Source organism: Tundrisphaera lichenicola, from assembly GCF_051175385.1.
In the GTDB taxonomy this organism is placed as follows: Bacteria; Planctomycetota; Planctomycetia; order Isosphaerales; family Isosphaeraceae; genus Tundrisphaera; species Tundrisphaera lichenicola.
This window is the reverse complement of sequence record NZ_CP195106.1, coordinates 1,420,776-1,444,386: the sequence shown is the minus strand read 5'-3', so window position 1 is coordinate 1,444,386 and position 23,611 is coordinate 1,420,776. Positions and strand designations below refer to the sequence as shown.

The window sequence follows — 23,611 nt, the reverse complement described above, 5'->3', positions numbered from 1 at the left end:
TCAGTTGGCGGTGTGGAGAGCCTGGTGCAGGACGGCTTCGAGGAGGCAGCGGCCTTCGTTTTGGGCGGTGGTGAGCTGCGCCTCAAGTCGATTGCAGATGCTGAAGAGTTCGTCGACCTTGGCAACGATGCGTTTTTGTTCCGAGAGCGGAGGCAGGGGGAACACGAGTTTCGAGAGGGCCACGCCGGTGAAGTGAGGAATACCGACTCCGGTGAAGTACCTTTGGAGGATGCCGGAATGGAAGTAGACTGACATGCAGAATGCGAAGAACTTGCCGTTCAACGCAGAGCCGGGGCGGACCCGGTGCAATGCTTTCTGGAAGATGATATCGGGTTCATCTCCCTCCCAAATGGCGGTCCTCCCTATCCCGTGTCCTCCCTCGCAGATCAACACGTCGCCGGACCTGAGCGCGAATTTTTCGACCTCTCCGGGCTCGACCTGCATTTCCTTCCAGCCGTCCATCCGAATTTCAAACCAATGCACATTTGTATTACGAAGATAGCGGACGTGTTGGCCCGCATTCTTGGCCTTGTCTAGCATCTTCCCCAGCCGAGCTTCAGCGACATTCTCGACCCGCGCCCAACTCCAGCCGGTGGGGAGGCTCAGGTCCAATCGATCGTCCCGTTGCTCGCAATCTTTGATTCCAAAGTACGGCGCGGGTTGGTCATCCAGATTTTGTGAGAGGAGCCGGCCTTGGACGGCAATATTGAGGATCGTCTGGCGAAGTTGGGTGATTTGCTCAGACCGGGCTGTGAGGTAGGGGAGGTGTCGAAGGTGAAAGCGGGCATGCTCGCGGAACATGGAGGCGGCAGCGGTGGGCTGGTTCAAGCGATGGAGCGACGCCGCCGCCAGCCGATCCCGCCGCCGCTCACGTTTCTCTTGAGCCGAACCTAGTTGGTCGCAGGCCGCGGTTAGCTTCTCAACGGTTTTAACTAATCGTCGTTGCTCGTCGACCCCGGGAATCTGAATCAGGGCCTCCTCGACTTGCTTCGACGAGATATGCGGTACTCCATTGCTCCTACCCGGATCTATCTGGTCATTGAAAAGGGAAGATCGAAGCCACATATAAAGGTAGTCGGGCAAGAGAAGCTTCGGATCGAATCGAAATCTGCCAACCCGTTGAAGCAGTAGGCAAGGTAAATCTCGCTGTCGGACCCAAGCCACTTTGGTACCGGTTGCGATGAAGGGTCGGTCGAGAGACAGAACGATATCCCCTGCGTCCAAATTAAAACGCTCAAACTCGCTAACTCTCTCGCTTGGAAGGCAAACCAAATCGTCCCAGGCAAGTACTCCATGTCCAACGTTTGCGTTTCGTAGCAATCTTACACCTTTTGATGCGAACCAATCGCTTTTGAAAGCATAGCCGTTCTGGAGGTTAGCAAAGTCGCGGAGGGGTTGGGTTTGCTTTGGCCATTCGGTACCAGGGCTCAGTCTCCCTCGAACGGCGCTATCTAATATGTACTGCTGTAGTGTTGGAATGGCGTCCGGCATTCCGGCAAGCCGATCGAAGTTGGCGAGAAGTTGCTCGGCGCTCATTAAAGCAACGCCTCTTCCAAGATGGCCTTGAGCTGATCGCGGAGGTTGGCGACTTCCGCCTCCGCCTCGTTGAGCCGGTCTAGCAACTCCTCGGGGTCACCGTGGTCGTCGGCGACGGTGTGGGGGTTCTTGAAGTCGAGGTTGTAGCCCCGCTCCTGCACCGCGTCGGCGGACACGCGCCAGGCGACCTCGGTCTCCACCCTGCCCTGCCGCTCCGCACCACCCCACCAGTCGACGCAGGGCTGGAGATGCTCAACGCGGATTGGTTTGGTCATCGAGTAGGCTTTTTGCCCCGCGGGGACGCGGTGCTCGTAGAACCAGGTCTCCCGGGTCGGCTCCCCCTTCTCGAAGAACAGGATGTTGGTGCCGATGCTGGCGTAGGGCTTGAAGACGCTGTTGGGCAGGCGGACGACCGTGTGGAGGTTGCACTCCGTCAGCAGATGTTCCTTGAGCCGGGTCTTGATGCCCTCGCCGAATAGGGTGCCGTCGGGCAGGACCACGGCGGCTCGCCCGCCCGGCTTGAGCAGGCGGATAATCAGTGTGAGGAACAGGTCGGCCGTCTAGCGGGTCTGGAACGACTTGGGAAAGTTGGTCTCGATGCCGTCTTCCTCAAGCCCGCCGAACGGGGGATTGGAGACGACCACGTCCACGCGGTCGGCGGCGGTGTAGCTGATGTAGGGTCGGGCCAGGGTGTTGTCGTGGCGGACGAAGCCGGGGTCCTCGATGTTGTGGAGCAGCATATTCGTAACGCAGAGCATGTGCGGCAGCGGCTTCTTCTCCACGGCGCGGAGGCTGGCCTGCATGGTCCGCTCGTCCTCCACGCCCTTGACGTAGTTCGTCCGCATGTGGCGGATGGCGCAGGTCAGGAAGCCGCCCGTGCCGCAGGCGGGGTCAAGGAGGATCTCGCCGGGCTTCGGGGCGATGCGATCGACCATGAACGCGGTGACGGCCCGGGGCGTGTAATACTCGCCCGCGTTGCCGGCGTTCTGGAGATCGTTGAGGATCTGCTCGTAGATGTCGCCGAAGTGCTGCCGCTCGGCCAGGTTGTTGAAGTCGACCCCGGTGATCTTGTTGACCACCTGCCGCATGAGCTGGCCGGACTTCATGTAGTTGTAGGCGTCCTCGAAGACCGAGCGGACCACGCGGCGCCGGTCCGCCTGGCCGGTCCCCGACGGGGCGAGCGCCTTGAGCTGGGGGAAGAGCTTGCCGTTGACGAACGCGAGCAGATCTTCGCCGGTCATCCCCTCGGGGTTCGCGGCCCAGGCGTTCCACCGCAAGGGCTCGGGGATCGGCGAGCGGTAGGCCGGGTCCATCATCTCGAACTGCTGGTCCTGGTCATCGATGATCTTGAGGAAGAACATCCAGCAAAGCTGCGAGATGCGCTGGGCGTCGCCATCGACACCAACATCCTGACGCATGATTTTCTGGATCGACTTAACGATGGTGCGGGCGGACATGGATGTCTCGACGGTCTCTTAATACAGGGCGGCTTGCATCGAATGGACGGCCTGCTCGAACTCGGAGCGGGAGCCAAACTCGCGGATGAGCTGGATCGGGGTGCCCATGGTATCAAACGGGGCGACCTGGAGGATACGCGGGTCGTCGAGCCCGGCGAAGTCCCCGTCCTGATACTTCTGGAGCAGGGCTTCGAGCACGGCGCGGGCCTGGGGACCATACTGGGTGAAGACGTCGCGTTTGAGGACGTTCTCGGCCCGTTCGCGCCGGGTCAGTGGCGGTCGGTCGAAGGCAATATGGCAAATCAGGTCGAAGGGGTCGAGGCCAGTCCCCAATTCCTCGGCGACGGCGTCAAGCGGGATCTCCGCGCGAGCCAGCTCGTCAAGCACGGCCTGCTTCCGACCGGGGGCGTTCCAGCGGGAAAGGAAGGCATCCAGGCTCTTGTAACGCTTCAAGATCGCCTTCTTGGTGAAGTCCTTCAAGCTCACGGTGACGAGCTTCCCGTCCTCGTCGAGATACTCGACCCGCTCGGCGACGATGTTGGCCCGGACGCCATCGACGTAGACCTTGCGCCAGCCCCCGCCACCGGGCCGGATGGAGACGTCGGGCGTCGGGTCGTCGACCACCACCTCGCCTTCCCCGGGGACGGGGTCGAGGGGGTCGCCCTCATCATCCGTGGTCGGCAGGTCATCGGGAGGGGCGACGGGGTCGTCCTCGCCGGGCTCGTAGATCTGGACGGGCTCGCCATCGAAGTCGGGATCGGCGAAGTGGTTGGTTGCCCCCCGGAAGTCGATCAGTGTGAAGAAGAACTTCTTGGTATCCTCGTGGATCCGAGTGCCTCGGCCAACGATCTGCTTGAATTCGGTCATCGACTCGACGGGGCGGTCGAGGACGATCAGCCGACAGGTCTGGGCGTCCACGCCGGTCGAGAGCAGCCGCGAGGTCGTGACCAGGACCGGATACTTCGACTCGGGGTCGATGAAGTTGTCGAGCTGGGCGCAACCGTCCGCGTCGCCGCCGGTGATCCTCATGACGTATCGGCTGTTGTCGCCGTACAGATCCTTGTTCTCGTTGACGAGGGCCTGCCTCATTCGGGCGGCGTGCTCCTGGTCGACACAGAAGATGATCGACTTCTGGAACCGGTCGCCGCTCTCGCGGAGGAACTCGGAAACCTTCCTGGCAACGAGCTTGGTCCGGTTGTCGATAACGAGGGTCCGGTCGAAGTCCTTCTGGTTGTAAATCCGGTCCTCGACCTCGACCCCATCGCGGTCCACCTTCCCTTTCTCCGGTCGGTAGCCCGAGACGTCCACGTCGATGTGGACCTTGATGACCTTGTAGGGGGCGAGGAACCCGTCGCGGATGCCCTGGCGGAGCGAGTAGGTGTAGACCGGCTCGCCGAAGTAATCGATGTTCGATATGTACTTCGTCTCCTTGGGAGTCGCGGTGAGGCCGATCTGGGTGGCGGCGGAGAAGTACTGGAGGATCTCCCGCCAGGCGGAGTCCTCGGCCGCGCTGCCCCGGTGGCACTCGTCGATCACGATGAGGTCGAAGAACCCCGGCGAAAACTCGCGGAAGAGCTTTTGCCGCTCATCGGGCCCGGTGATGGCCTGATAGAGCCCCAGGTAAATCTCGTAGGCGGTGTCGATGCGCCGCTTCTTGTCCAGGGCCAGGGGGAGATCGACGGGCATGCCGTCGGCCCGCTCGATGGTCTTCGAGTTGGTGCTGAGCTTCGCCATCGCCGCCCCAAAGGGCCGGAAGTCGTTCACCATCGTCTGGTCGATCAATACGTTCCGGTCGGCCAGGAACAGGATCCGCTTCTTCCGACCGGCCTTCCAGAGCCGCCAGATGATCTGGAACGCGGTGTACGTCTTGCCCGTGCCCGTCGCCATCACGAGCAGGATCCGATCCTGCCCCCTGGAGATGGCCTCGGTCGCGGCGTTGATCGCGTTGCACTGGTAGTATCGCGGGGCCTTGCCGCTGCCGTCGTCGTAGTAGTCCTGGAGGACGACCTGCTCTGCTTCGGGCGTTAACCCCTTCCAATGGCAATACTTGGCCCAGAGAGTTGCCGGCGAGGGGAACTCCGCGAGGGTGAGGTTCGACTCCATCTCTTCGCCGGTTCCGGTTCCGTCGTGGAAGACGAAGCCGTCGCCGTTTGAGGAGAATATGAAGGGGATCTTGAGGGTCCCTCCATACTCCAGAGCCTGCTGGAGGCCGTCGCCGACGCTATGGTTGTTGTCCTTGGCCTCGATGATCGCGAGGGGGACGTTCGGCCTGAAGTACAGGATGTAATCAGCCCGCTTGGACTGACCGCGAGTGACCAATTTCCCCCGAACGATCACTCGGCCCTTCGTGAAGCTGACCTCCTCACGGATCTGCGACGTAAGGTCCCACCCCGCCGACACAACAGCCGGGGTGATGTACTTGGTGCAGATGTCGCGTTCGCTAAGGTCTTTCTTGTTCATCGACCGAGCATCGTGTTGATTCGGGAGTCAACTTGCCATCCACCCATCATTTCAGAGGAGAATCCTAATCGAACGTCGAGCGACAATAAAGGCCCGAGGCTTCCTCACATCCTGGCTTCGGTGCCATAGATTGCGATTTCGCACCAAATCTCTGATGGGTTGACTACGCCAGGGCTTGGCGAGTTGGACCCTTCATGCCGATTGCCGAATGATTTCTCGTAGGCTCGACCAATATCAAATAATGACAATTCGTTAGCAATGAGATCCGCCGAAAAGTGACACCTTAGCTTCCCGTTTTTAGCTATCATAAGAATGGGAGACGGTAAAGCCGGATGCTCGACTGAAGGTCTGATACGAGTCGGCTATCACCTTTCGAGCGAGGCGGATCTCTACGGCACCTAGTTCGATCGGACCTCAGGAACCGACCATGCAACGTCGCGACCCGAGCGGCAAGAACTGGCAGCGGATCAAGAGAATTGGCCGGGCCGATTGGTACGGTGAGCGCGAGGCATTGGCTCGCGTGGCGAGGCGCGAAATTTCTACCGGCATCAACCTCGACGACGAATTGCTCGACGCCATCGAGAACGTCGTGGCGCTCTTCCCAAATGTCACGGTACTAGCGGGCTTCCGCCGGGCGGCCCGGCCCGACGACATGGACGTCAGGATCTACCTACTGCGTCGGGCGACCATGCTCCCTCGGCGATCGATCGCCCAAGCGTTGGGGACCAATCCCGAGAGGATACACCGTGGGATCATCCGGGGTAAAAAGCTCATGGACCGAGCGCTCCTCGACGGCCGGCTCAATGAGCTTGAGTTGGCCCAATGAAGACGCGCAATCCATACGTCTTGCAAACTCGAAACGATCGCTAATCTTCGACATAACCCAACCGCAGGCCGTTCAAGATGGGGGTAAGGGGGGAGAGTTCTCAACTTAGGTAAGGGTTGAGCTTCTCGCGCGGGGGTCATCCCCCCCCCGCCTCTCGCGGTCGGGGCCGGGTTCTTTGGGAAGGGGTCAACCCCTCGACCAACCGGACCAAGAATTCGACTCCAGCCCTTTATCGCCACGAAGGCGAAGCTGCATTGTTCGCGGCTGGTGGTCACTCGCGGGCAGAAAGACTGGCGACTCCTCGCTAGCTCTTAAGCCAAATCGATTCTTGCCGAGGCGATTCAAAGAATCGGCCTCCGCTAACAGGCTCAAAATCTGAGCAATCCACTTCTAGAAGTTCCGCCCTTGAGGCACATGCTCGACTTCGCCATTCCGAAGTAGGTGCGTCGGTCGAATTCCTGCGCCGTCTGACAGCTGACTACATGCCTCGTCGGGTGTTCCTTTTCACCTCGATGGACGATTGATCCCAACAGGCCCGCCAGATCGACCGACATGCGGCCATTTTGCAAGAACGTCGAGTGTCGGGATGCATATCGGCAGACGGCGGCGATCGAGACCGAAGCGCAGCTCCCAGTTTGTGGAAGCGAATCATTAGGCGACGAACTTCGGCCATCAACGGCCGCCCTCGCCGTCCGAGGCAGAGCGAATCATGGCCAGAATTCCAGCTCGGATTGCTCCGGACAAGTTGGGCCAGGATTCGATCACTTCGGCCAACTCGGGAGATAGGCCGAATGGCCCAAAGGGGTGAGGAAGGGATGGAGCGTCATCAATATGATCGCTTTCCTTTACGGCATCGGGATTTGCGTCGCGGGCATTGACGGTCTTGAAAACCGTAGGGCCCGCAAGGGTCCCGGGGGTTCGAATCCCTCCCCCTCCGCTTCCGAGAGAAACCAAAGCGGGCCGTCCGACTCCTTCACATTCCCGGGAACCGGATGGTCGAAGCGTCGAACGGCCTGCACATTCGCCGAAGCCGGCCGTCCCAACCAGCAAAGGCCGGGACCTTCCCCAGGATCGAGCTGATCCGTCGGAAAAATCGCGCCATCACGCCGATGCTCGTCCGGGATCAAGGGCAAAAGCGGTGAACTTCGCTCCGAGTAGCTCGCGTCGATATGGACGCGATAGGCGTCCTGCTCGATCGTGCGCAACTGTCGCTTCTCTCACGATCAGACTCCCCGGCAGAGACGGCCAGATCCTCGGCGGTAAGCCTGGAGAATCGAGCTCCACACGTTCAAAACGCGAGCTATCTGATTTATTAGCCGCCTCAGAAAGGAATCCGTACGGGTCCGTCGGTGGGGAGATCCGCGAGGTGTCCTCCCCATCCGGGAGAAAGTGGTTCGTATGCAAGCCTACGTGATCTCAGACGACGACGAGATTGGGCGAGCCGCCCGTCAAATACTCATCAAGGAGGGGATCGACTGCCCTCGATCGTCGCTGATCGAATACTATCAGGCCAAGCTTCGCCTGGACTCCGACCCGGCCCAGCTGATCGTGGCCGTCTTGCCGCTCGACCCGATCCGGAGCGTCGAGGCCCTGGAGATCATCGGATCGATCTCCCAGGAGCATCATCCCCTGGTGATCGCCGTCGGGCCGGCCGCCGACACCAAGCTGGTGATCCGGGCCCTTCGGGGCATCGTCGACGACTATGTGGACGTGGACGACATGGAGGTCGAACTGATCGAGGCACTGACGAGCTGGCAACTTCGCCGGGTGGCGGACAAGCCGGAGGGTCGCCTCATAGCGATCCTCGGGCCGAACGGGGGAGCGGGCTCGAGCACGATCGCGGCCAATCTGGGAGTCCTGATCGCCAAGGAGCAGAAGTCGGCCGCACTGGTCGACCTGAAGCTGGAGACCGGCGACCTGGCCTCGCTCCTCGACCTGAAGCCCACGCATTCCCTGGCCGACCTGAGTCGAAACATCGACCGACTGGACCAGGTCTTCTTCGAGCGAGCACTGGCCGAGCATCCCGGCGGAGTTCGCCTCCTCTCCCCGCCCAAGAGCCTGGCGGACATCGAGATGGTGACGCCCGAGGGTGTCCTCCGCTCCGTGGGGATGGCACGTTCCTTGTTTCCTTATGTCCTGGTGGACATGGATCACAACGTCCGCGCGGAGCAACTCCAGATCCTCCGCCAGGCGGATCTGGTCCTTGTGGTCTTCCGGCTCGATTTCACTTCGTTGAGGAACGTCAATCGGTTCCTGGATCACTTCGACGGGCTTGGGATCCCGATGGACAAGATCCGACTGGTGGTCAATCGCTCGGGACAGTTCAAGGAAGTCCCCCCGGCGAAGGCCGAGGAGGCCTTGAACACGAAGATCTTCCATCTTCTGCCCGACGACCCCAAAGCGACCAATCGAGCGACCAATCACGGAGTCCCGGTGGTCCTGGACGCCCCGTCATCCTGGATTTCCAAGAGCCTCGTGAAGCTGGCTCAACAGATCCAGACGCCGGCAGCCGGAGGAGCCGTCCCCCAGCCTTCTTCCCCGGGAAAGGCCAAGCTGCCACTCCGTCGATCGACCGCCCCTCGCGGTGACCTTATCGGGCGATTATGATGACTTGCCAACCAGTTGTTCCCGACCGACCGCGACCGTCGCGGCGAGGGTCGGGAGACTGGAAGGACAGGGAGTCGACCGATGCATGAGGACCTTCTGAGCCTACTTCCGAAGATCGAATTCAATCGTCGGCAGTTCGTCGTCACTTCGCTGGCCGCCGGTTTCGCCCTGGCGGTCCAGCCCGTCGAGGCCGACACGATCACGACCGACGCCGAGGGGCTGATCGCCGGAGAGGTCAAGATCCCGGTGACCGATGGTTCGATCCCCGGATATCGGGCGATGCCCGCCACGGGCGGCCCGTTCCCGGTCGTCCTGGTCGTCCAGGAAATCTTCGGCGTCCACGAGCACATCAAGGATGTCTGCCGGAGGTTCGCCAAGCTCGGGTATTTCGCCATCGCTCCCGAGATGTACGCCCGACAGGGAGACGTGTCGAACTTGACCGACTTCCAGGAGATCTTCAAGATCGTCGCGAAGGTCCCCGATGCCCAGGTCATGTCCGATCTCGACGCCGCCGTCGCCTTCGCCAAGGCCTCCGGCAAGGCCGATACCGCGAAGCTGGGCGTCACCGGCTTCTGCTGGGGCGGAAGGATCGTCTGGCTCTATGCCGCGCACAATCCGAACCTCAAGGCGGGAGTCGCCTGGTACGGCCGGCTGGCCCAGACCCCGGGGCAGGAGAATGACCTGCAGCCGAAGTATCCGATCGACCTGGTCGAATCGCTGAAGGCCCCCGTCCTCGGACTCTACGGGGAGGCCGACCAGGGGATCCCCGTCGCCTCGGTCGAGAAGATGCGGGCGGCCCTGAAGGCGGCCGGCAAGCCCGGCGAAATCATCCTCTATCCTGACACCCCACACGCCTTCCACGCCGATTACCGCCCGAGCTACCGCAAGGACAAGGCCGAGGACGGCTGGAAGCGTTGCCTCGAATGGTTCAAGAAGAACGGCGTCGTCTGATCCTCCAGGAGCCATGACTTCCCCGACCCTCCTCGGCGAAGAGGGTCGGGGGAAGCTCAAAACGTCGGTCCGAATCAGAGAATCCCGAACGTCTCGTAAGCCTCGGTCGCCTTCATCCCTCGGTGGATGGCTTCCCGGACCTGATCCTCGGCCTTCACCTTGTTCCAGGCCCGACGGATCACGGCCGATTCGACCGCCTGCGGCACGACGACCAGGCCATCCAGATCGGCGAAGATCAGGTCTCCCGGCTCGATCCGGACGCCTCCGATCTCGACGGGGACATCGACATCGGTGACCCGCTGGCGATCCTTGCTATCGAGCGGGCTGGTCCCTCGGGCATAGACGGGGAAACCCATCTCGGTCATCCGAGCGACATCGCGGACCGCCCCGTCGACGATCGCGCCGAGGCATCCGGCGTTCCGCGCCGCCGTCGAGAGCAATTCACCCCAGATCCCGGAACGCATCGAGCCTCCCGCCGCGGCGATCAGGACGTCGTCGGGTCGGCAAGCGTCGACCGCCTGAAGTTCCAGGTCATAGGGCCGGGGGTCGGGGTGAAACAGGTCCGACCAGAGGGTCGTCCGACACCGCCCGACCAGGAGCCGAGCGGTCGTCAAGGGCCGGAGGGACACCGTGGGCACCTGTCGGGTATAGCCCTCCTGATCGAGGGCATCGCTGACGACGGCGACGCTCAACTCGGCCTGCATCATGGCCAGGCTGATTCGAGAATCGGAGGCGTTCGAGCTGGCGGTGTTCGAATGGATCACGCTTCGCTCCGGAGGGCTGCGGTGACTTCCTCGGCGGTGCCGAGAAGTAGGCCGACGAAGGATTTCCTTCGATCCTCGGTATCTCGGACGGTCGGCAAGGTGATGCTGATGGCCCCGGCGACTCCGTCCCGGTCGAAGACCGGGGCGCCGAGGCACAGGACTCCGATGTCCGTCTCGTTTTCCTCCATGGCAAAGCCGGATCGGTGGACATTCTCGAGCAGCGCGAGAAGCTCAACCGGATCCACGATCGTGAAGGGTGTCCGCTTCTCGAGCACCGTATTACGAAGCAGGTATCCGCGACGTTCCTCGGGCAGATGGGCCACGATCGCGCGTCCCAAGGCCGTGCAGGCGAACGGGTCGGTCATGTTCGGATTGACGATCCGGCGGAGCGGCTCGGGGCTTTCCAGGACGGAAAGGTAGACGATCCGCCCCTGCCGGAGCACTCCCAGATTGATCGTCTCGCGGGTGACCTGGTGCAGTTCTCGGAGTGCGGGCTGGGAGCAATGGATCAGCCGCTGATCGTCCTGGCCCGAGATCACCCGCCGGAGTCGATTGGTCTGCCGGTAGTAACCGGGGCGGGTCCGCTCGATATAACCGAGCGAGGACAAGGTCTTGAGGATCCGATGCGCGGTCGGTTTGGTCAGGCCGACCTCCGCCGCCAGATCGGCGAGGGATCGCCCCTCCGCCTGGCCCGCGGTCGCCTCCAGTAGTCCGAACAGCTTGATGACCAGGCTCGATTCCATGGTGGACCGATCAGGGACTGAGTGGCTTTCTGGCGTCGATCAGAAGTCCGGCCACCCCCGAGACGGCGAACGAGGCGGCACAGGCCACGAAGACCGACGACCAGCCGAAGGATTCGCGAACCGCCGCGAGGACCACCGGCGAGAGGGCCGCGCCGAAGTTCCCCCACATATTCCCCCACCCCAGGGCCGAGCCGACGTCCCGGCCTCCGATATCCTGGACCAGGGCCCAGGTGGATGGCACCGCAAAGTCGATCGCCATCGCGACGACCACCAAGGCAACCACGACTCCCCAGGCGGTCGGGATGAAGGGGCAGCTCAGGAAGGCGATCGCGCTGACGAACGGCGCGACTCCGATGGGTAAGGCCCGCCCCCATCGGAGGCCCAGGCGTCGGGCCAGCACGTCGGTCGCCCGACCACCGGCCAGCATCCCCAGACAACCCAGGAGCAAGGGTATTGACGACATCAAACCGCGTTCCTCGATCGGGACCGCGAAGGTTTCGTTCAGATACGCGGGGAGAAGAGTGACCAGGAACGCCCATCCCAGGTTGATGCAGAACTGGGCCAGCGACGACAGGGAAAGGTTCCGGCTCCGCGCCAGCCGGCCCCAGGGAATCCCACCACCAGGATTGGGAATGGCCAGTTCAGAATCCTTGTCGCTCTGATCCTTCTTCTCCCCTTCGATTAACCGCACCTCGGCCTGATTGCACCCCGGATGAAGGTGGGGCCAGTCGCGGACGATCAGCCAGTAGGCCAACGCCACCAGCATCCCGAGGAAAGCATAGCTCAGGAGGACCGGACGCCAGGCATTGCCATACATCTGGCGGATCGCCCCGGGGAAAGCGGCCTCGAGAACCAGGCGATTCAATCGCCTCGACCCTTCGGTAGTCCGATCTTCCAGGCCCTTGCCCAGGATCGACCGCGCCTCGCGAGGCAAGGAGAGGCCCGAGAGGTCGACCCCGTCGACTAAGCGAGGGTCGGCGATCAGGACGTCGAGCCATCGGGCGAGGGTCGAGACGGCATCCTTCCGAGCAACTTCCGACGACGCTCGATCCGCCACCGTGGCGGCGGCCCCGAGGGCGGGTTGACCCGCTCGCTCGCGGAGTCTCGTTACCAGGGCCGGGCTCGGGTTGGGCTCGGTCCCGAGGATCTCGCGGGCCAGCTTGGGGGCATCGAGCAGGTCGCGATCCTGGAGGTTGGGAGCCGTCGGAGAGGTCGTGAAGGCGACCAGCAGGAGCGAGGTGATGAGCGGGGCGGTCGCGCCTCCGATGCGGCCACCGAGCGCGACGAGGCTGTTGGCCACCCCCCGGCTCCGCTCGGGGACCCATCGGCCCAGGAGCGAGGCGGCCGTCGGGTACGCTCCCGACTGAGCCACACCGAAGGCCAATCGGGCGGCCAGCAAGCTGACCAGTCCCCAGGCCAGCGACGTGCTCGCCGTGAAGAACGACCAGGCCAGGATATAAGCCGTCATCATCGACCGGGCGCCGACCCGATCGCCCAGCCACCCCGAGGGGACTTGAGCGAGTGCATAGGCGAAGAAGAAGGCCCCCAGGACGTAGCCCATCTCCTGGAGGCCCAGCCCCAGGTCTTCCCGGATGTAGGTCCCCGCGAAGGAAATGCAGACCCGATCGAGGTAGAGCAGGATCGAAGCCAGGGCCGTCACCGCGACCACGGCGTGTCGGACGCCGGTCGGAGTTGAGGAAGAAACACTCGATTCGGGCGGCTCGTCCGGGTCGGTCACTCGATCGTCATCTCCCCTCTTTGGCGGGCAGGACCTCGGAGAAGAAGCGAAGCCAGTTGCCGTGGAGGATCGCCGCCACGTCGGCATCGGAGAACTTCCGTGCCAGGAGGAGGTCGGGGAGCTTCCGGAGGTCGGCGATCGTGTCGAGATCGGCCGGGGTCTGCTCGCTCCCGAAACCCCCGTCCAGGTCGCTCCCGATCCCGACGTTCCGGCAGTTGCCCGCGATCTGGCAGATGTGCTCGATGTTGTCGATCCCTCGCTCCAGGGTCACCTCGGGCCGAGTTTCGCCCCGGACCCAGCCGGGTTGGAGCATGATGGCGTCGAGTGCGAGGCCCAGCACGCCGTCGCGCTCGACCACGAATCGGATCTGTTCATCGGAGAACTGCCTCTGCCAGTCGCAAAACTTCCGGGCATTTTGGTGACTGGCCAGAACTCGACCCCCGAATCGGTCGGCGACCTGCCGGAAGGAGCGATCCGAAAGGTGGGTCATATCGAGGGCGATCCCCAGCCGTTGGATGTTCTCCAGGAGCGGCAAGGCCTCGACGGCCAGGCCAACCTCGGAGCGAGTCCCCCCGCCATACCGGTTCGCCCCGTAGTGGGTGATCCCGATGGCGCGGAGGCCCAGGTCATACCATTCCTCGATCTGGTCGGGATCGAGGACCGGGTCGGCGCACTCCATGCTCAGGATGTATCCGAACGGCGATCCCTCCGGGTTGGCCTGATACGCCGAGACATGCCGGGCGAGAGCGTCCCGATCGCGGATCATCTTCATCGCGCCAGATCGTTCCATCGCCCGGTAGTAGGCCAGGTGCGACATCGCGACGGCGTAGCAGGTTTCGGGCGTGGTATAGCCGAACGGGTGATTGATCGGCTGCTCGATCCGGGCCAGGACGGTCGCCAACCCGACGCCCACGCCGGCCTTGCGTAACTCGGGAAACGAGACGGTGTTGGTCCGCCGGCCCGGGTCGGTCATCCCGAGCGTCGCCTCGGCCGCCCGGATCTCCGAGACGCTCATCCGGAGGTCGCGATTCCAGTCGACCGCATTCAGCCCAAGGTCGAGATGGGCGTCGAAGATCAGCATGGAAAAAGCTCGCGGCTCGGACGGTCGGCATGGTCCATTATATCGCTTGTTGACGTGGAATTTAGCGATCCGTATTCTGAAACGCAAGCACTATGTCCCTGATTGATAAAACGAGCGAGTCCACCGATGGAATCGATCCAAGGCAAGGTCGTCCCGGCGAGACTCCTGCCTTTCAGCCCGGGTATCCGCTCGGGTGGTTTCGTCTTCGTCTCGGGGCAGGCTTCGACCGACGCGGATGGTAAGATCGTCGCCGACTCGTTCGCCGGCGAGATGCGTCGGGCGATGGAAAACCTGAAGGGGATCCTGGACGCGGCCGGGCTGACGCTGGCCGACGTGGTCCAGGTCCGGGCTTACTTAGACTCGCCGGCATTCATCCCCGAATACAACCAGATTTATCGAGAATACTTCCACGAGCCGTATCCGGCCCGGACGACCTTGTCGGGTTGCCTGGGCGGGGTGGTCAAGTTCGAGATCGACGTGGTCGCTCGCGACGCCCGATGACAGGGAGGTTTCTGCCGATGCGTGTCGGGATCGTCGCCTTGCTCCAGGAGTCGAATACCTTTCTCGACCGGCCGACGACCCTGGAGGACTTCGAGCGAGAAGTCCTGGTCGAGGGGGAAGAGGTCCGCGAACGCTTCGCCGGTGCGCACCACGAGGTCGATGGATTCTTCCGGGGACTGGACGCGGCGGGCCTGGAGGCCGTCCCAATCTTCGCGGCTCGGGCTTGGCCCTTCGGGCCGATGACCCGCGCAACCTACGATGCGCTCCTGAACCGGATGATGTTCCACTTCGACCGGGCCGGGCCGCTCGACGGGCTGCTCGTCGCCCCTCATGGGGCGAACGTGGCCGAGGGCGTCCCGGACCTCGATGGGCACTGGATCGGGCAGCTTCGCCGCCGGGTCGGTCCCGACACGCCTATCATCGGCACGCTCGACCTCCATGCGAACGTCTCACGAGCACTCGTCGAGGCCTGCGACGCCCTGGTCGCCTATCGGACCAACCCCCACCTCGACCAGCGAGCCCGGGGCCTGGAGGCGGCCGATCTGATGGCGCGGACGCTCCGGGGTGAAGTCCGCCCCACCATGGCGGCCGAGTTCCCGCCGATGGCCGTGAACATCGAGGCCCAGGCGACGGCCGAGGAGCCTTGTCGATCGCTCTACGAGGCCGCCGAGTTGGCCCGATCGGAGCCGGGAGTCCTCTCAATCAGCCTGGTCCTGGGATTCCCCTACGCCGACGTTCCCCAGATGGGGCCCGCCGTCCTGGCCGTGACCGACGCCGACCCGGTGGGAGCCGGGCGAGTCGCGGCCAAGCTGGCCGGGACCTGGTGGGAGCGACGGGCCGAGTTCCGGGGCCACCTCGTCGGAGTCGAGGCGGCGGTCGATTGGGCTTCGAATCGGGCCGGGCCGGTCTGCCTGCTCGACATGGGCGATAATGTCGGGGGGGGATCGCCAGGCGACGGGACCACGATCGCCCACGCGCTCCGGGCTCGAGGACTCGGTCCGAGCTTCGTCTGCCTCCACGATCCGAACTCGGTCCAGGCGGCCACCCAGGCCGGGCCGGGAGCCCGGCTCCAACTGAGCGTCGGAGGGAAGTCGGGAGAACTCCACGGCCCGCCACTGGAAGGTGAGTTCACCGTCCGGAGCCTCCACGACGGCAAGTTCACCGAGTCGGAGGCCCGCCACGGCGGGATCTCGAAGTACGACCAGGGGCCTTCGGCGGTGGTCGAGGACGACGGCGGCCTGACGATCCTGATCAATAGCCGACGGGTCGCGCCGATGAGCCTCAACCAGATCATCAGCACCGGCCTCGATCCGAGTCGGTTCCGGGTCCTGGTCGCCAAGGGAGTCCACGCTCCCGTCGCGGCCTATGCCCCGATCTGCCGGGACCTCATCCGGGTCGACACCCCGGGAGTGACCTCCGCCGACCTCCGACGCTTCGAGTACCACCATCGTCGAAGCCCGATGGACCCGTTCGAACCGGAGACCAGATGGCATCCCTCCACGCCCCAGGCCGAGCCCCGACGATGAACGAAACCGCCTCCAGCCACCGCTACGCCCTGGCCGATCCCGGCGAGGTGTTCAGCCCGTCGCTCCTGTTCTACAAGGGCCTGATCGACCAGAACCTTGCCGAGGCGATTCGGATCGTCGGCGGAGACCCCTCGCGGCTCCGTCCCCATGTGAAGACGCACAAGACCCGCGAGATTGTCGAAGCGGGACTTGGATTGGGCATCACCAAGCATAAATGTGCCACGATCGCCGAGGCCGAAATGCTGGCCCGGTCGGAGGTCCCCGATATCCTGATTGCCTATCCGATGGTCGGCCCCAATCTCGGGAGGCTTGCCCGGCTCGTCGCGCATTTCCCGGGCACCCGTTTCCGGGTCCTGGCCGACCACCCCTCGACCTTGAGGGGGATCTCCGGGGCGATGGCGAAAGCCGGAACCGAGGTCGATGTCCTGGTCGATCTGAACGTCGGGATGCGACGAACCGGGATCGTGCCGGGACCGGGGGCCATCGATCTCTATCGGATGATCGAAGACCTGCCGGGGGTGGTCCCCGGTGGCCTCCAGGCTTACGACGGGCACAACTTCCAGAGTGAGTTGGGCGACCGCAAGGCGGCCGTCGCCGAGTTGATGGGGCCGGTCCTTGCCCTCCGCGCCGATCTGGAGTCGATGGGCTTGCCGGTCCCTCGCCTGGTCTGCGGGGGCACGCCGACCTTTCCTGCCTACGCGAGCCTGAACATCCCGAGCCTGGAGTGCTCGCCCGGGACGTTCGTCCTGAGCGACCATACCTTCGCAACCCAGTTCGCGGACCTCGGGGGGTTCACCCCCGCCGCGGCCCTGATCACTCGGGTCATCAGCCGGACTGGCCCGGACCTGCTCACGATCGACCTCGGCCACAAGGCCGTCTCGGGCGACCTGGCCCTCGATCGACGCCTTTCCCTGGTCGGACTGCCCCAGGCCGAGATGATTCAACAAAGCGAGGAACACCTGCTGGTCAGGACACCCGAAGCGGATCGATTTGCCCCTGGCGATGTCCTGTATGCCATTCCCGGACACGTCTGCCCCACCGTCGCGTTGCACAAGCAGGCTTTCGTGGTGGAGGGTGGTCGGATTGTCGGGGCCTGGGACATCGCCAGCCGTGACCGGTTCCTGACCTTCTGAGGAGCTTCGATGGCCCGCGATCGGTGGAGCTTCAGGACGAAGGGCTGAGTTTCTTGATCAATGCGGGGAATTGATCGAGGGAGAACTGAAAGGAAACCCCACCTTCGAGGAACGCAGCCTTGTTCATCCCATAGACGGCGGACGAGGCTTCATCCTGGCCGAAGGTCATCCCCCCGACCTCCAGGATCGCCTTGCAGCCAATCACGCCGTCACGGCCCATACCGGTCATGATGATCCCGGCGACGTCCCCTTGATAGACCCTCGCTGCGGAATGGAAGAGGACGTCGACCGAAGGTTTATGGCTGCTCACGGCGGCGCCGTCGCTCAGGGCAATCCGGACCAGGGGGGGGCGTCCGGTCACGGCCATATGGCGTCCACCGGGGGCGATCAGGACGCGGTTCGGCATCAGGCGATCCCCTTCCTCGGCTTCCTTCACGGATAGTGAGCAGGCGCGGTCCAGCCGCTGGGCGAAGACGGCGGTGAATTGCGCCGGCATATGCTGAACGATCAGGATCGGCGGGGTTGGGGCCGTCACCTGGGCCAGGTACTGCCCGAGCGCCTGCGGTCCTCCCGTGGAAATCCCGATCACGATGCATTGGGGCCGTCGAGCCTGGGGAATCTCGACCTCGGCGCGTAGGTCGTGCTCCCCTGACCGGGAGGGGGCGGAAGAGGGGGGACTCGGCCGGGAGCGGAATCGAGGGATCGAGGATTCGGTGCTGGTCCCCTGGATCGGCTCCCGGCGCTTCCGCGTCGGCAGGTGATGGGCAGCGGAGAGGATCTTGGCGACGAGGACGTCGCGGCTCTCGCGAACATGGGCGAGCTGCTGGCGTTCCGGCTTGGGGAAGAAGTCGATCGCGCCTCGTTCGAGGGCAGCTAGCGTGATATCGGCCCCTTCCTGGGTGAAGGCACTGACCATGATCACGGAGGCGTCGTGGGCGGCCTGGATCAAGGGCAGGGCCTCGAGCCCGGACATCCCCGGCATCTCGACGTCGAGCGTGACCACGTCGGGCCGGAGCTGCGCCGTCTTCTCGATGGCCTCGGCCCCGTCGCGCGCGGTCCCGACGACCTCGATTTCGGGCGCGGTCTTGAGGACGTCGCCCAGCAATTTGCGCATCAAGGCCGAGTCGTCGACGATCAGGACCCGGACTCTTTCGCTCGATCGATCACTGGTTGTCACCAGGCGCCTCGGAATCTGAGCTGTGGTCCGGCAGGCTGGCCCGGACCTTCTTGAGGAATCCGATGATACGCTCACGGTCGAAAGGCTTGACGATGAAATCCAGGGCACCGTCGCGGATTGATTCGGTCAGGGTCTGCTTCTGGTCGAGGGCGGTCACCACGACGACCCGGGCATCAGGATCGGCGGCCCGGATCCTCCGGAGCGCCTCGTTCCCCCCCATGACGGGCATCACGAGGTCCATCGTGACGAGATCGGGCCGGAGCTTCTCGTAGAGATCGACCGCCTCGGCGCCGTTGCGAGCCTCCCCCGCGACCTCCCAGCCGGCCTCGATCGCCACGTCCCTGATCAGCTTCCTCATGATCATCGCGTCGTCCACCACCAGAAGGCGACCCATTTCAGCTCTCCCCTCGGATCGTTTCGTCCGAACCGCGTCGATCAGGTCGACGGGTCGCGGGTCGGGTCCCATCCGGTTAAATCTCGTAGTCGGCGCCGCCGGGAATCTTCACGGCGACCATCCCGGTCACGGTCGAGAAGGTCAATCGGCGGCCGGTCTCGCCTCCCATGTCCCGGGCGATCACCGCCACTCCCAGCCCCGACAAGATCTGCTCCACCGCGAGTTGATTGGATCGACCGATGTCGATCGAGGCCCCCCCCTGGAACATACTCGCCCCACCGAATAGCTTGGCCGTGATCCGGGTTCGAAGCCTGCGGCCGGCCACGCGTTCCATGTCCGCGATCAGGGCCGGGATGGCGGTATCGGCGTATTTCCCGGGGTGGTCGGTCACTCCCCGCGAGTCCGGCAGGACGATATGAGCCACACCTCCGAGCCTGGCCAGGCGATCGTAGAGGACCACCCCCGCGCAGGAACCGAGCAAGGTCCGGATCCCGACCGGTGCCGACGCCACCGCCCAGCGTCCCATCAGGACCGAGATCAACTCGCCGGGCGGTCCGGGCTTGTCGGTGTTAATCACGATTCCTGGCCCCTGCTTGAACGGGAATATCCGCCGAGAGATTCGACCAACCGACCGACAAGATCCACCCCGATTGTCGAGATCCCATGCCATCATACGACCCCGAGCGAGTTCCGGAGCGTTTCGAGGGATACGCCGCTCGGGACGAACAAAAGCGACCAGTCGAGCCGGGTCTCCTCCGTGGTGAAGGTACTGCGGATCACCAGGAGCTGATCGCTTTGCATCGCCTGGTCCATCAAGGCAAATTGGAGGAGACTGGCGGCGAACTCGTGGCGGAAGCCCGGCGGACCCGGCAAGAGCCCGGCGGTCGTGTTCCCCGAGTCCGATCGGATCGGCGGGAGATGGGCAGCGAGCGAATTCAGGTAGGCACAGCCGACGATATTGGCGGTCTCACGAGCCGCCGACTGTTCAAGTTCGCCCCAATCCTGGGTCGTTCCGACCGGTTGGTTCAGCAGGAGATCCACGGTCGCCAGCCCGGAGCGGTCTTCGAACACCAGGATGAGCTGCCCGGTCAGTACGCCCGATAGCTCCATCGGGCAGGCGGCGACGAGAGTCTCGCTCGGCCCGAGTAATTCGCAGGCCTCGCTCAGGTCCACTTGATCGACCTCGCCCGCGATCACCTCGACCGGCCGGCCTAGCCAGCGCGAGAGGGCCTCGGAGGCGTCGGCCGCGCCTCGGCCGAAGATCGCCCCCAGGAGTCGCTTCTGGTCGTCGGAAAGGGTCCAGTCCAAGGTACTACTCCTCGAAGGTCCGGGCAGCGTCAATCTCAGCCCACCTGTCGCGAGGCCTCCCGCACGACCATCGCGATCAGGGCGTCGATGTCGAGGATCAGGGAAACCCGACCGTCGCCCAGGATGCTCGCGCCCGAGAGGGCCGGGACGGGTCGGAAGTTCTTCTCGAGCGGCTTCAGGACGATCTCTTGCATGCCGATCAGGTGATCGACCAGCAGCCCGACCGTGGTCTCGCCATTGTGGGCCACGACGACCGTTCGCTTGTCGGCCTCGATGCCCGACTTGTTCCGGGCCACCGGGTGCCGATCGCCCCCCCAGACGAGGAGGTCGTCGAGCGCGACCAGCGAGACGAGCCTGTCTCGGATCTCGATCATCCGCTTGCCCTGCACGCGATTGACGCTCCGGGTCTCGACCTCGACGATCTCGTCGATGTGGTCGAGCGGGATCGCGTAAACTTCCTCGAAAATCTGCACGAGGAGGCAGGGCATGATCGCCAGGGTCAGCGGCAGCCGGATCGTGAAGGTCGTCCCGCGCCCCTTCTCGGACCGGACATCCACGGTCCCGTTCAGGTTCTCGATCCGGCTCTTGACGATATCCATCCCGACGCCTCGACCGGAGATATCGGTGATCGCCTCGGCCGTGCTCAGGCCAGGGTGCCAGATATAGCCGACGAGCTGCCGATCGGTCAGGCGGCGGGCCTCCTCCGCCGAGAGCAACCCCTTGGCGACGACCTTCTCGCGGACCCGTTCGGAATCGATCCCCCGTCCATCATCGCCGACGATGATGACCACGCTGTTCCCCCGGTGGGAGGCGTGGAGCGTCACGGTCCCCGATCGTGGCTTGCCGGCCTTCTCTCGCTCGTCGGGCATCTCCAAGCCGTGATCGACCGAGTTCCGGACCATGTGGATCAGGGGGTCGGCCAGCTCGTCGATCATCCTTTTGTCGAGTTCGGTCTTCTCGCCTTCAATATGCAGGGTGACTTCCTTGTTGGAGAGGACCCGAAGGTCGCGGATCACTCGCTGGAATCGTTCGAACAGCGGCCCGATCGGGACCATCCGGGTGTCGAGCACCCCCTTCTGGATCCCGTCGGTGACCCGGGCCAACTGGTGGATCGCCTCGGAAAGGGCGTTGATCTGATCGCGACCTCGACGCATCGCGTCCAGTTCATCCTGGATGACCTTGAAATTCTCTCGGAGCCGTCGGAACTGCGCGATCCAGCGATCCAGAGCCCCCCCGGAGGTCCCCGTACCGCCGTCGACCCCGGCCCGGCTCGGCTGTTCGGCGAAAGCTTCGAGATCCCGGGTCAAGCTTTCCAGGCGGTCCTGGGTGTCGGCCGTCAGGAACGAGGCGCTTGAATCGCGGAACAGCCCTTCGAGTCCGCTGGCGATCTCGTAAAACCTCGATCGATTGATGACAAGCTCGCCAGCCAGATTCATCAACTGGTCGAGCCGGTCGACGTCGACCCGGAGCGTCTCCCCGACCTTCTTCGTCGTCGGCTTCATCCCCGGTCCGGGAAGGACCGTCGGCTCGGGCTGGACGACAGCGGGAGGTTCGGGCGCAACCACGGGAGCCGGCTCGGGCGCAACCACGGGGGCCGGCTCGGGCACAAACACGAGGGCCGGCTCGGGTACAACCACGGGGGCCGGCTCGGGCACAACCACGGGGGCCGGCTCGGGCTCGAAGACGGGAGAGGGCTCCGCCTCGGGGGAAGGGCTCGGGGAGACCAGCTCGGCAGATCGAGCGGAGGGAGTCGACTTGGGCGGGTTTTCGGGCTCGATGACGATCCGCGTGACGCCCTCGACATCGGCCAACGATCGGAGGGTTTCCAGGTCACACTCGGGGATCAGCCAGGTGGTGAATTCGGAGAGTTGCTCGATCCCATCGATTGACTCGGCCGAAGGTTCGGTCGCCAACACCCGGGAGCGGCCGGAGAGGCGATTGAGGACGAGCTTGGCCTTCATGTCGGCCCAGGCCAGTCCGGCCGAGAAATGCACCGTCACCCGCAAGCATTCGGGTTCCTCCACCACCGGGGGGGCCGTCGGAGTGTCGAGTGCCGGGATTCCCTCGGGAGGAGGGGCGGCCACTTCTCGATTCTCGAGCGAGGCGAGGACGTCCCGGGTCAGGCCGGAGAGGTCGACGGCATCCTGGTTTCCGCTCCGGAGCTGGAGGTGATAATCGCGGAGTCCGTCCAGGCAACGGAAGCTCAGATCGAGAGTGGGCCGGTCGAGCGTCCGCTGGCCCGCCCTGAGCTGGTCGAAATAGGTCTCCAGGTGGTGGGTCAGGCGCTTGACCTGATCGAACCCCATCACAGTCGACGAACCTTTGATCGAATGGACCATCCGGAACGCCTCGCGGAGCACCGCATCGTCGGCGGGGTCCCGTTCGAGCTTCAAGAGCGCCTCGTTGAGCGCCTCGATCTGCTCGTCGGTCTCGTCCAGATAGTACGGGAGCAACTCGCTCAGGTCGAACCCGGCCATCGATGGGGAATCCTCCGCGAAACTGGGGTCAGGAGTTGGCTCGCTGGTAGAGCCACGCCTGCCGCTTCTCGAGCGGTTCGAGCATGTTGTAAATCCCTTCCGTGGGCCCGACGACCAGATATCCGCCCTTGGCCACCGAGTTGATCAGGTGCTTCGTCACGGCCTGCTTCGACATCACATCGAAATAAATCAGCACATTTTTGATGAAGACACAGTCGAACGGCTCCTCGTTAAGCGGGCGGAGCAGGTTATGCGATCGCCAGGTCGCGAGCGATTTGACCTCGTCCTTCACGGTCCAACGTTGTGCCTTCGGATCGAAGTCGAAATACCGGGATCGATCGGCCTGGCCCACGAGTCGGACGGCCCGCTCATCGTAGGTGCCGATCCGTGCGGCCTCGAGCGCGGCCCCCGAGAGGTCGGTGCCGAGGAACGTGAGTTTCCACCCGGCGAACTGCGATCGGAACGGCAGGAAACGCATGGCGATCGAGTAGAGTTCCTCGCCGGTGCTGGAAGCCGCCGACCAGATCCTCAAGGTCCTTGGACGCTTCCTGAGGCGCGCCTGTTCGGCAATCCCCGGGAAGAAGGACTCGCTCAACCAGTCAAAATGATGCACATCTCGATAAAAATAGGTCTCGTTGGTCGTGATCTCGTTGAGGAACAGCGGCATCTCGGCGACGCCGGCGATGGAGGTCAGGAACGTGTAGTATTCGGGAAAGCCCGCGATCCCCGTCGCCCGGAGGCGCCTCCGCAGTCGATTCGAAACCATGACCTTCTTCGTCTCGGGGATCTGGATCCCGGCGGCCTTGTAGATGAGGGCGCGAAACTTCGCGAACACCTCCTCGCTGAGATCGCCGCCATGCATCGTTCAGAGGCTCCTCGGGGACGGGCCAGGTCCGGGGATAGGTCGAAGTCAGGGCGGAATCGCGGCTCGA

At 63.8% G+C, this 23,611-nt stretch carries 18 protein-coding genes, 1 tRNA gene and 1 pseudogene; 7 read left to right on the top strand and 13 right to left on the bottom strand.

Going from position 1 to position 23,611, the window contains the following annotated elements; all coding sequences use genetic code 11:
- From P12x_RS05655 to hsdR, 3 genes and pseudogenes are all read right to left on the bottom strand, one after another.
- Complete coding sequence (locus P12x_RS05655; protein WP_435011633.1) at window positions 1-1,491, bottom strand: restriction endonuclease subunit S; 1,491 nt, start codon at window positions 1,489-1,491, stop codon at window positions 1-3.
- Window positions 1,492-1,535: 44 nt separating this feature from the next.
- Window positions 1,536-2,993: pseudogene (locus P12x_RS05650) on the bottom strand (N-6 DNA methylase).
- Window positions 2,994-3,011: 18 nt separating this feature from the next.
- A complete protein-coding gene (gene hsdR / locus P12x_RS05645) occupies window positions 3,012-5,453 on the bottom strand; it encodes an EcoAI/FtnUII family type I restriction enzme subunit R (RefSeq protein WP_435009920.1) in 2,442 nt (813 codons plus the stop codon).
- A 427-nt stretch (window positions 5,454-5,880) separates the two neighbouring features.
- Between hsdR and P12x_RS05640 the strand changes: the two genes are divergently transcribed.
- From P12x_RS05640 to P12x_RS05625, 4 genes are all read left to right on the top strand, one after another.
- Window positions 5,881-6,279 (top strand): hypothetical protein, encoded by a 399-nt coding sequence (locus tag P12x_RS05640; RefSeq protein WP_435009919.1) that lies wholly within the window; start codon window positions 5,881-5,883, stop codon window positions 6,277-6,279.
- A 798-nt stretch (window positions 6,280-7,077) separates the two neighbouring features.
- Window positions 7,078-7,213, top strand: a tRNA-OTHER gene (locus tag P12x_RS05635).
- A 464-nt stretch (window positions 7,214-7,677) separates the two neighbouring features.
- Window positions 7,678-8,886: an AAA family ATPase gene (locus P12x_RS05630; protein WP_435009918.1), complete on the top strand. Its 1,209-nt coding sequence runs from the start codon at window positions 7,678-7,680 to the stop codon at window positions 8,884-8,886.
- Window positions 8,887-8,967: 81 nt separating this feature from the next.
- Window positions 8,968-9,837 (top strand): dienelactone hydrolase family protein, encoded by an 870-nt coding sequence (locus tag P12x_RS05625; RefSeq protein WP_435009917.1) that lies wholly within the window; start codon window positions 8,968-8,970, stop codon window positions 9,835-9,837.
- Between the two features lie 74 nt (window positions 9,838-9,911).
- Here the strand turns inward: P12x_RS05625 and P12x_RS05620 are convergent, their stop codons facing one another.
- From P12x_RS05620 to P12x_RS05605, 4 genes are read right to left on the bottom strand one after another with little or no spacing between them, the layout of a single operon-like run.
- Window positions 9,912-10,601, bottom strand: a complete 690-nt coding sequence (locus P12x_RS05620; protein WP_435009916.1) for an RraA family protein — start codon at window positions 10,599-10,601, stop codon at window positions 9,912-9,914.
- A complete protein-coding gene (locus tag P12x_RS05615) occupies window positions 10,598-11,344 on the bottom strand; it encodes an IclR family transcriptional regulator (protein ID WP_435009915.1) in 747 nt (248 codons plus the stop codon). The genes P12x_RS05620 and P12x_RS05615 overlap by 4 nt, the downstream gene beginning before the upstream one ends.
- Window positions 11,345-11,354: 10 nt before the next feature.
- The gene (locus tag P12x_RS05610; protein WP_435009914.1) at window positions 11,355-13,082 is read right to left on the bottom strand and encodes an MFS transporter; all 1,728 of its coding nucleotides are present in this window, start codon (window positions 13,080-13,082) and stop codon (window positions 11,355-11,357) included.
- A 7-nt stretch (window positions 13,083-13,089) separates the two neighbouring features.
- Window positions 13,090-14,163, bottom strand: coding sequence for a dipeptidase (locus P12x_RS05605; RefSeq protein WP_435009913.1), 1,074 nt, complete (start codon window positions 14,161-14,163; stop codon window positions 13,090-13,092).
- A gap of 126 nt (window positions 14,164-14,289) precedes the next feature.
- Here P12x_RS05605 and P12x_RS05600 point away from each other — a divergent pair, with 126 nt between their 5' ends.
- Genes P12x_RS05600 through P12x_RS05590 form a run of 3 tightly spaced genes read left to right on the top strand, consistent with a single transcriptional unit; the run spans window position 14,290 to window position 17,323 of the window.
- A complete protein-coding gene (locus tag P12x_RS05600; protein WP_435009912.1) occupies window positions 14,290-14,664 on the top strand; it encodes a RidA family protein in 375 nt (124 codons plus the stop codon).
- 17 nt (window positions 14,665-14,681) lie between these two features.
- Window positions 14,682-16,190: a M81 family metallopeptidase gene (locus P12x_RS05595; RefSeq protein ID WP_435009911.1), complete on the top strand. Its 1,509-nt coding sequence runs from the start codon at window positions 14,682-14,684 to the stop codon at window positions 16,188-16,190.
- A complete protein-coding gene (locus P12x_RS05590) occupies window positions 16,187-17,323 on the top strand; it encodes a D-TA family PLP-dependent enzyme (protein ID WP_435009910.1) in 1,137 nt (378 codons plus the stop codon). The genes P12x_RS05595 and P12x_RS05590 overlap by 4 nt, the downstream gene beginning before the upstream one ends.
- A gap of 31 nt (window positions 17,324-17,354) precedes the next feature.
- On the opposite strand, the gene P12x_RS05585 is transcribed toward P12x_RS05590, so the two are convergent.
- The 6 genes from P12x_RS05585 to P12x_RS05560 all read right to left on the bottom strand — a co-directional run bounded on the left by P12x_RS05585 (window position 17,355) and on the right by P12x_RS05560 (window position 23,541).
- Window positions 17,355-18,500, bottom strand: coding sequence for a protein-glutamate methylesterase/protein-glutamine glutaminase (locus tag P12x_RS05585; protein ID WP_435009909.1), 1,146 nt, complete (start codon window positions 18,498-18,500; stop codon window positions 17,355-17,357).
- Window positions 18,487-18,894, bottom strand: coding sequence for a response regulator (locus tag P12x_RS05580; RefSeq protein ID WP_435009908.1), 408 nt, complete (start codon window positions 18,892-18,894; stop codon window positions 18,487-18,489). Before P12x_RS05580 ends, P12x_RS05585 begins: the two co-directional genes overlap by 14 nt.
- A gap of 76 nt (window positions 18,895-18,970) precedes the next feature.
- Window positions 18,971-19,471, bottom strand: coding sequence for a chemotaxis protein CheD (locus tag P12x_RS05575; protein ID WP_435009907.1), 501 nt, complete (start codon window positions 19,469-19,471; stop codon window positions 18,971-18,973).
- Window positions 19,472-19,563: 92 nt separating this feature from the next.
- Window positions 19,564-20,202, bottom strand: a complete 639-nt coding sequence (locus P12x_RS05570; protein WP_435009906.1) for a chemotaxis protein CheC — start codon at window positions 20,200-20,202, stop codon at window positions 19,564-19,566.
- A 35-nt stretch (window positions 20,203-20,237) separates the two neighbouring features.
- Window positions 20,238-22,679 carry a chemotaxis protein CheA gene (locus tag P12x_RS05565; protein WP_435009905.1) on the bottom strand — a complete coding sequence of 814 codons (2,442 nt, stop codon included), beginning with the start codon at window positions 22,677-22,679 and terminating at the stop codon, window positions 20,238-20,240.
- 28 nt (window positions 22,680-22,707) lie between these two features.
- Window positions 22,708-23,541 carry a CheR family methyltransferase gene (locus P12x_RS05560; RefSeq protein ID WP_435009904.1) on the bottom strand — a complete coding sequence of 278 codons (834 nt, stop codon included), beginning with the start codon at window positions 23,539-23,541 and terminating at the stop codon, window positions 22,708-22,710.
- Window positions 23,542-23,611 lie beyond the last annotated feature (70 nt).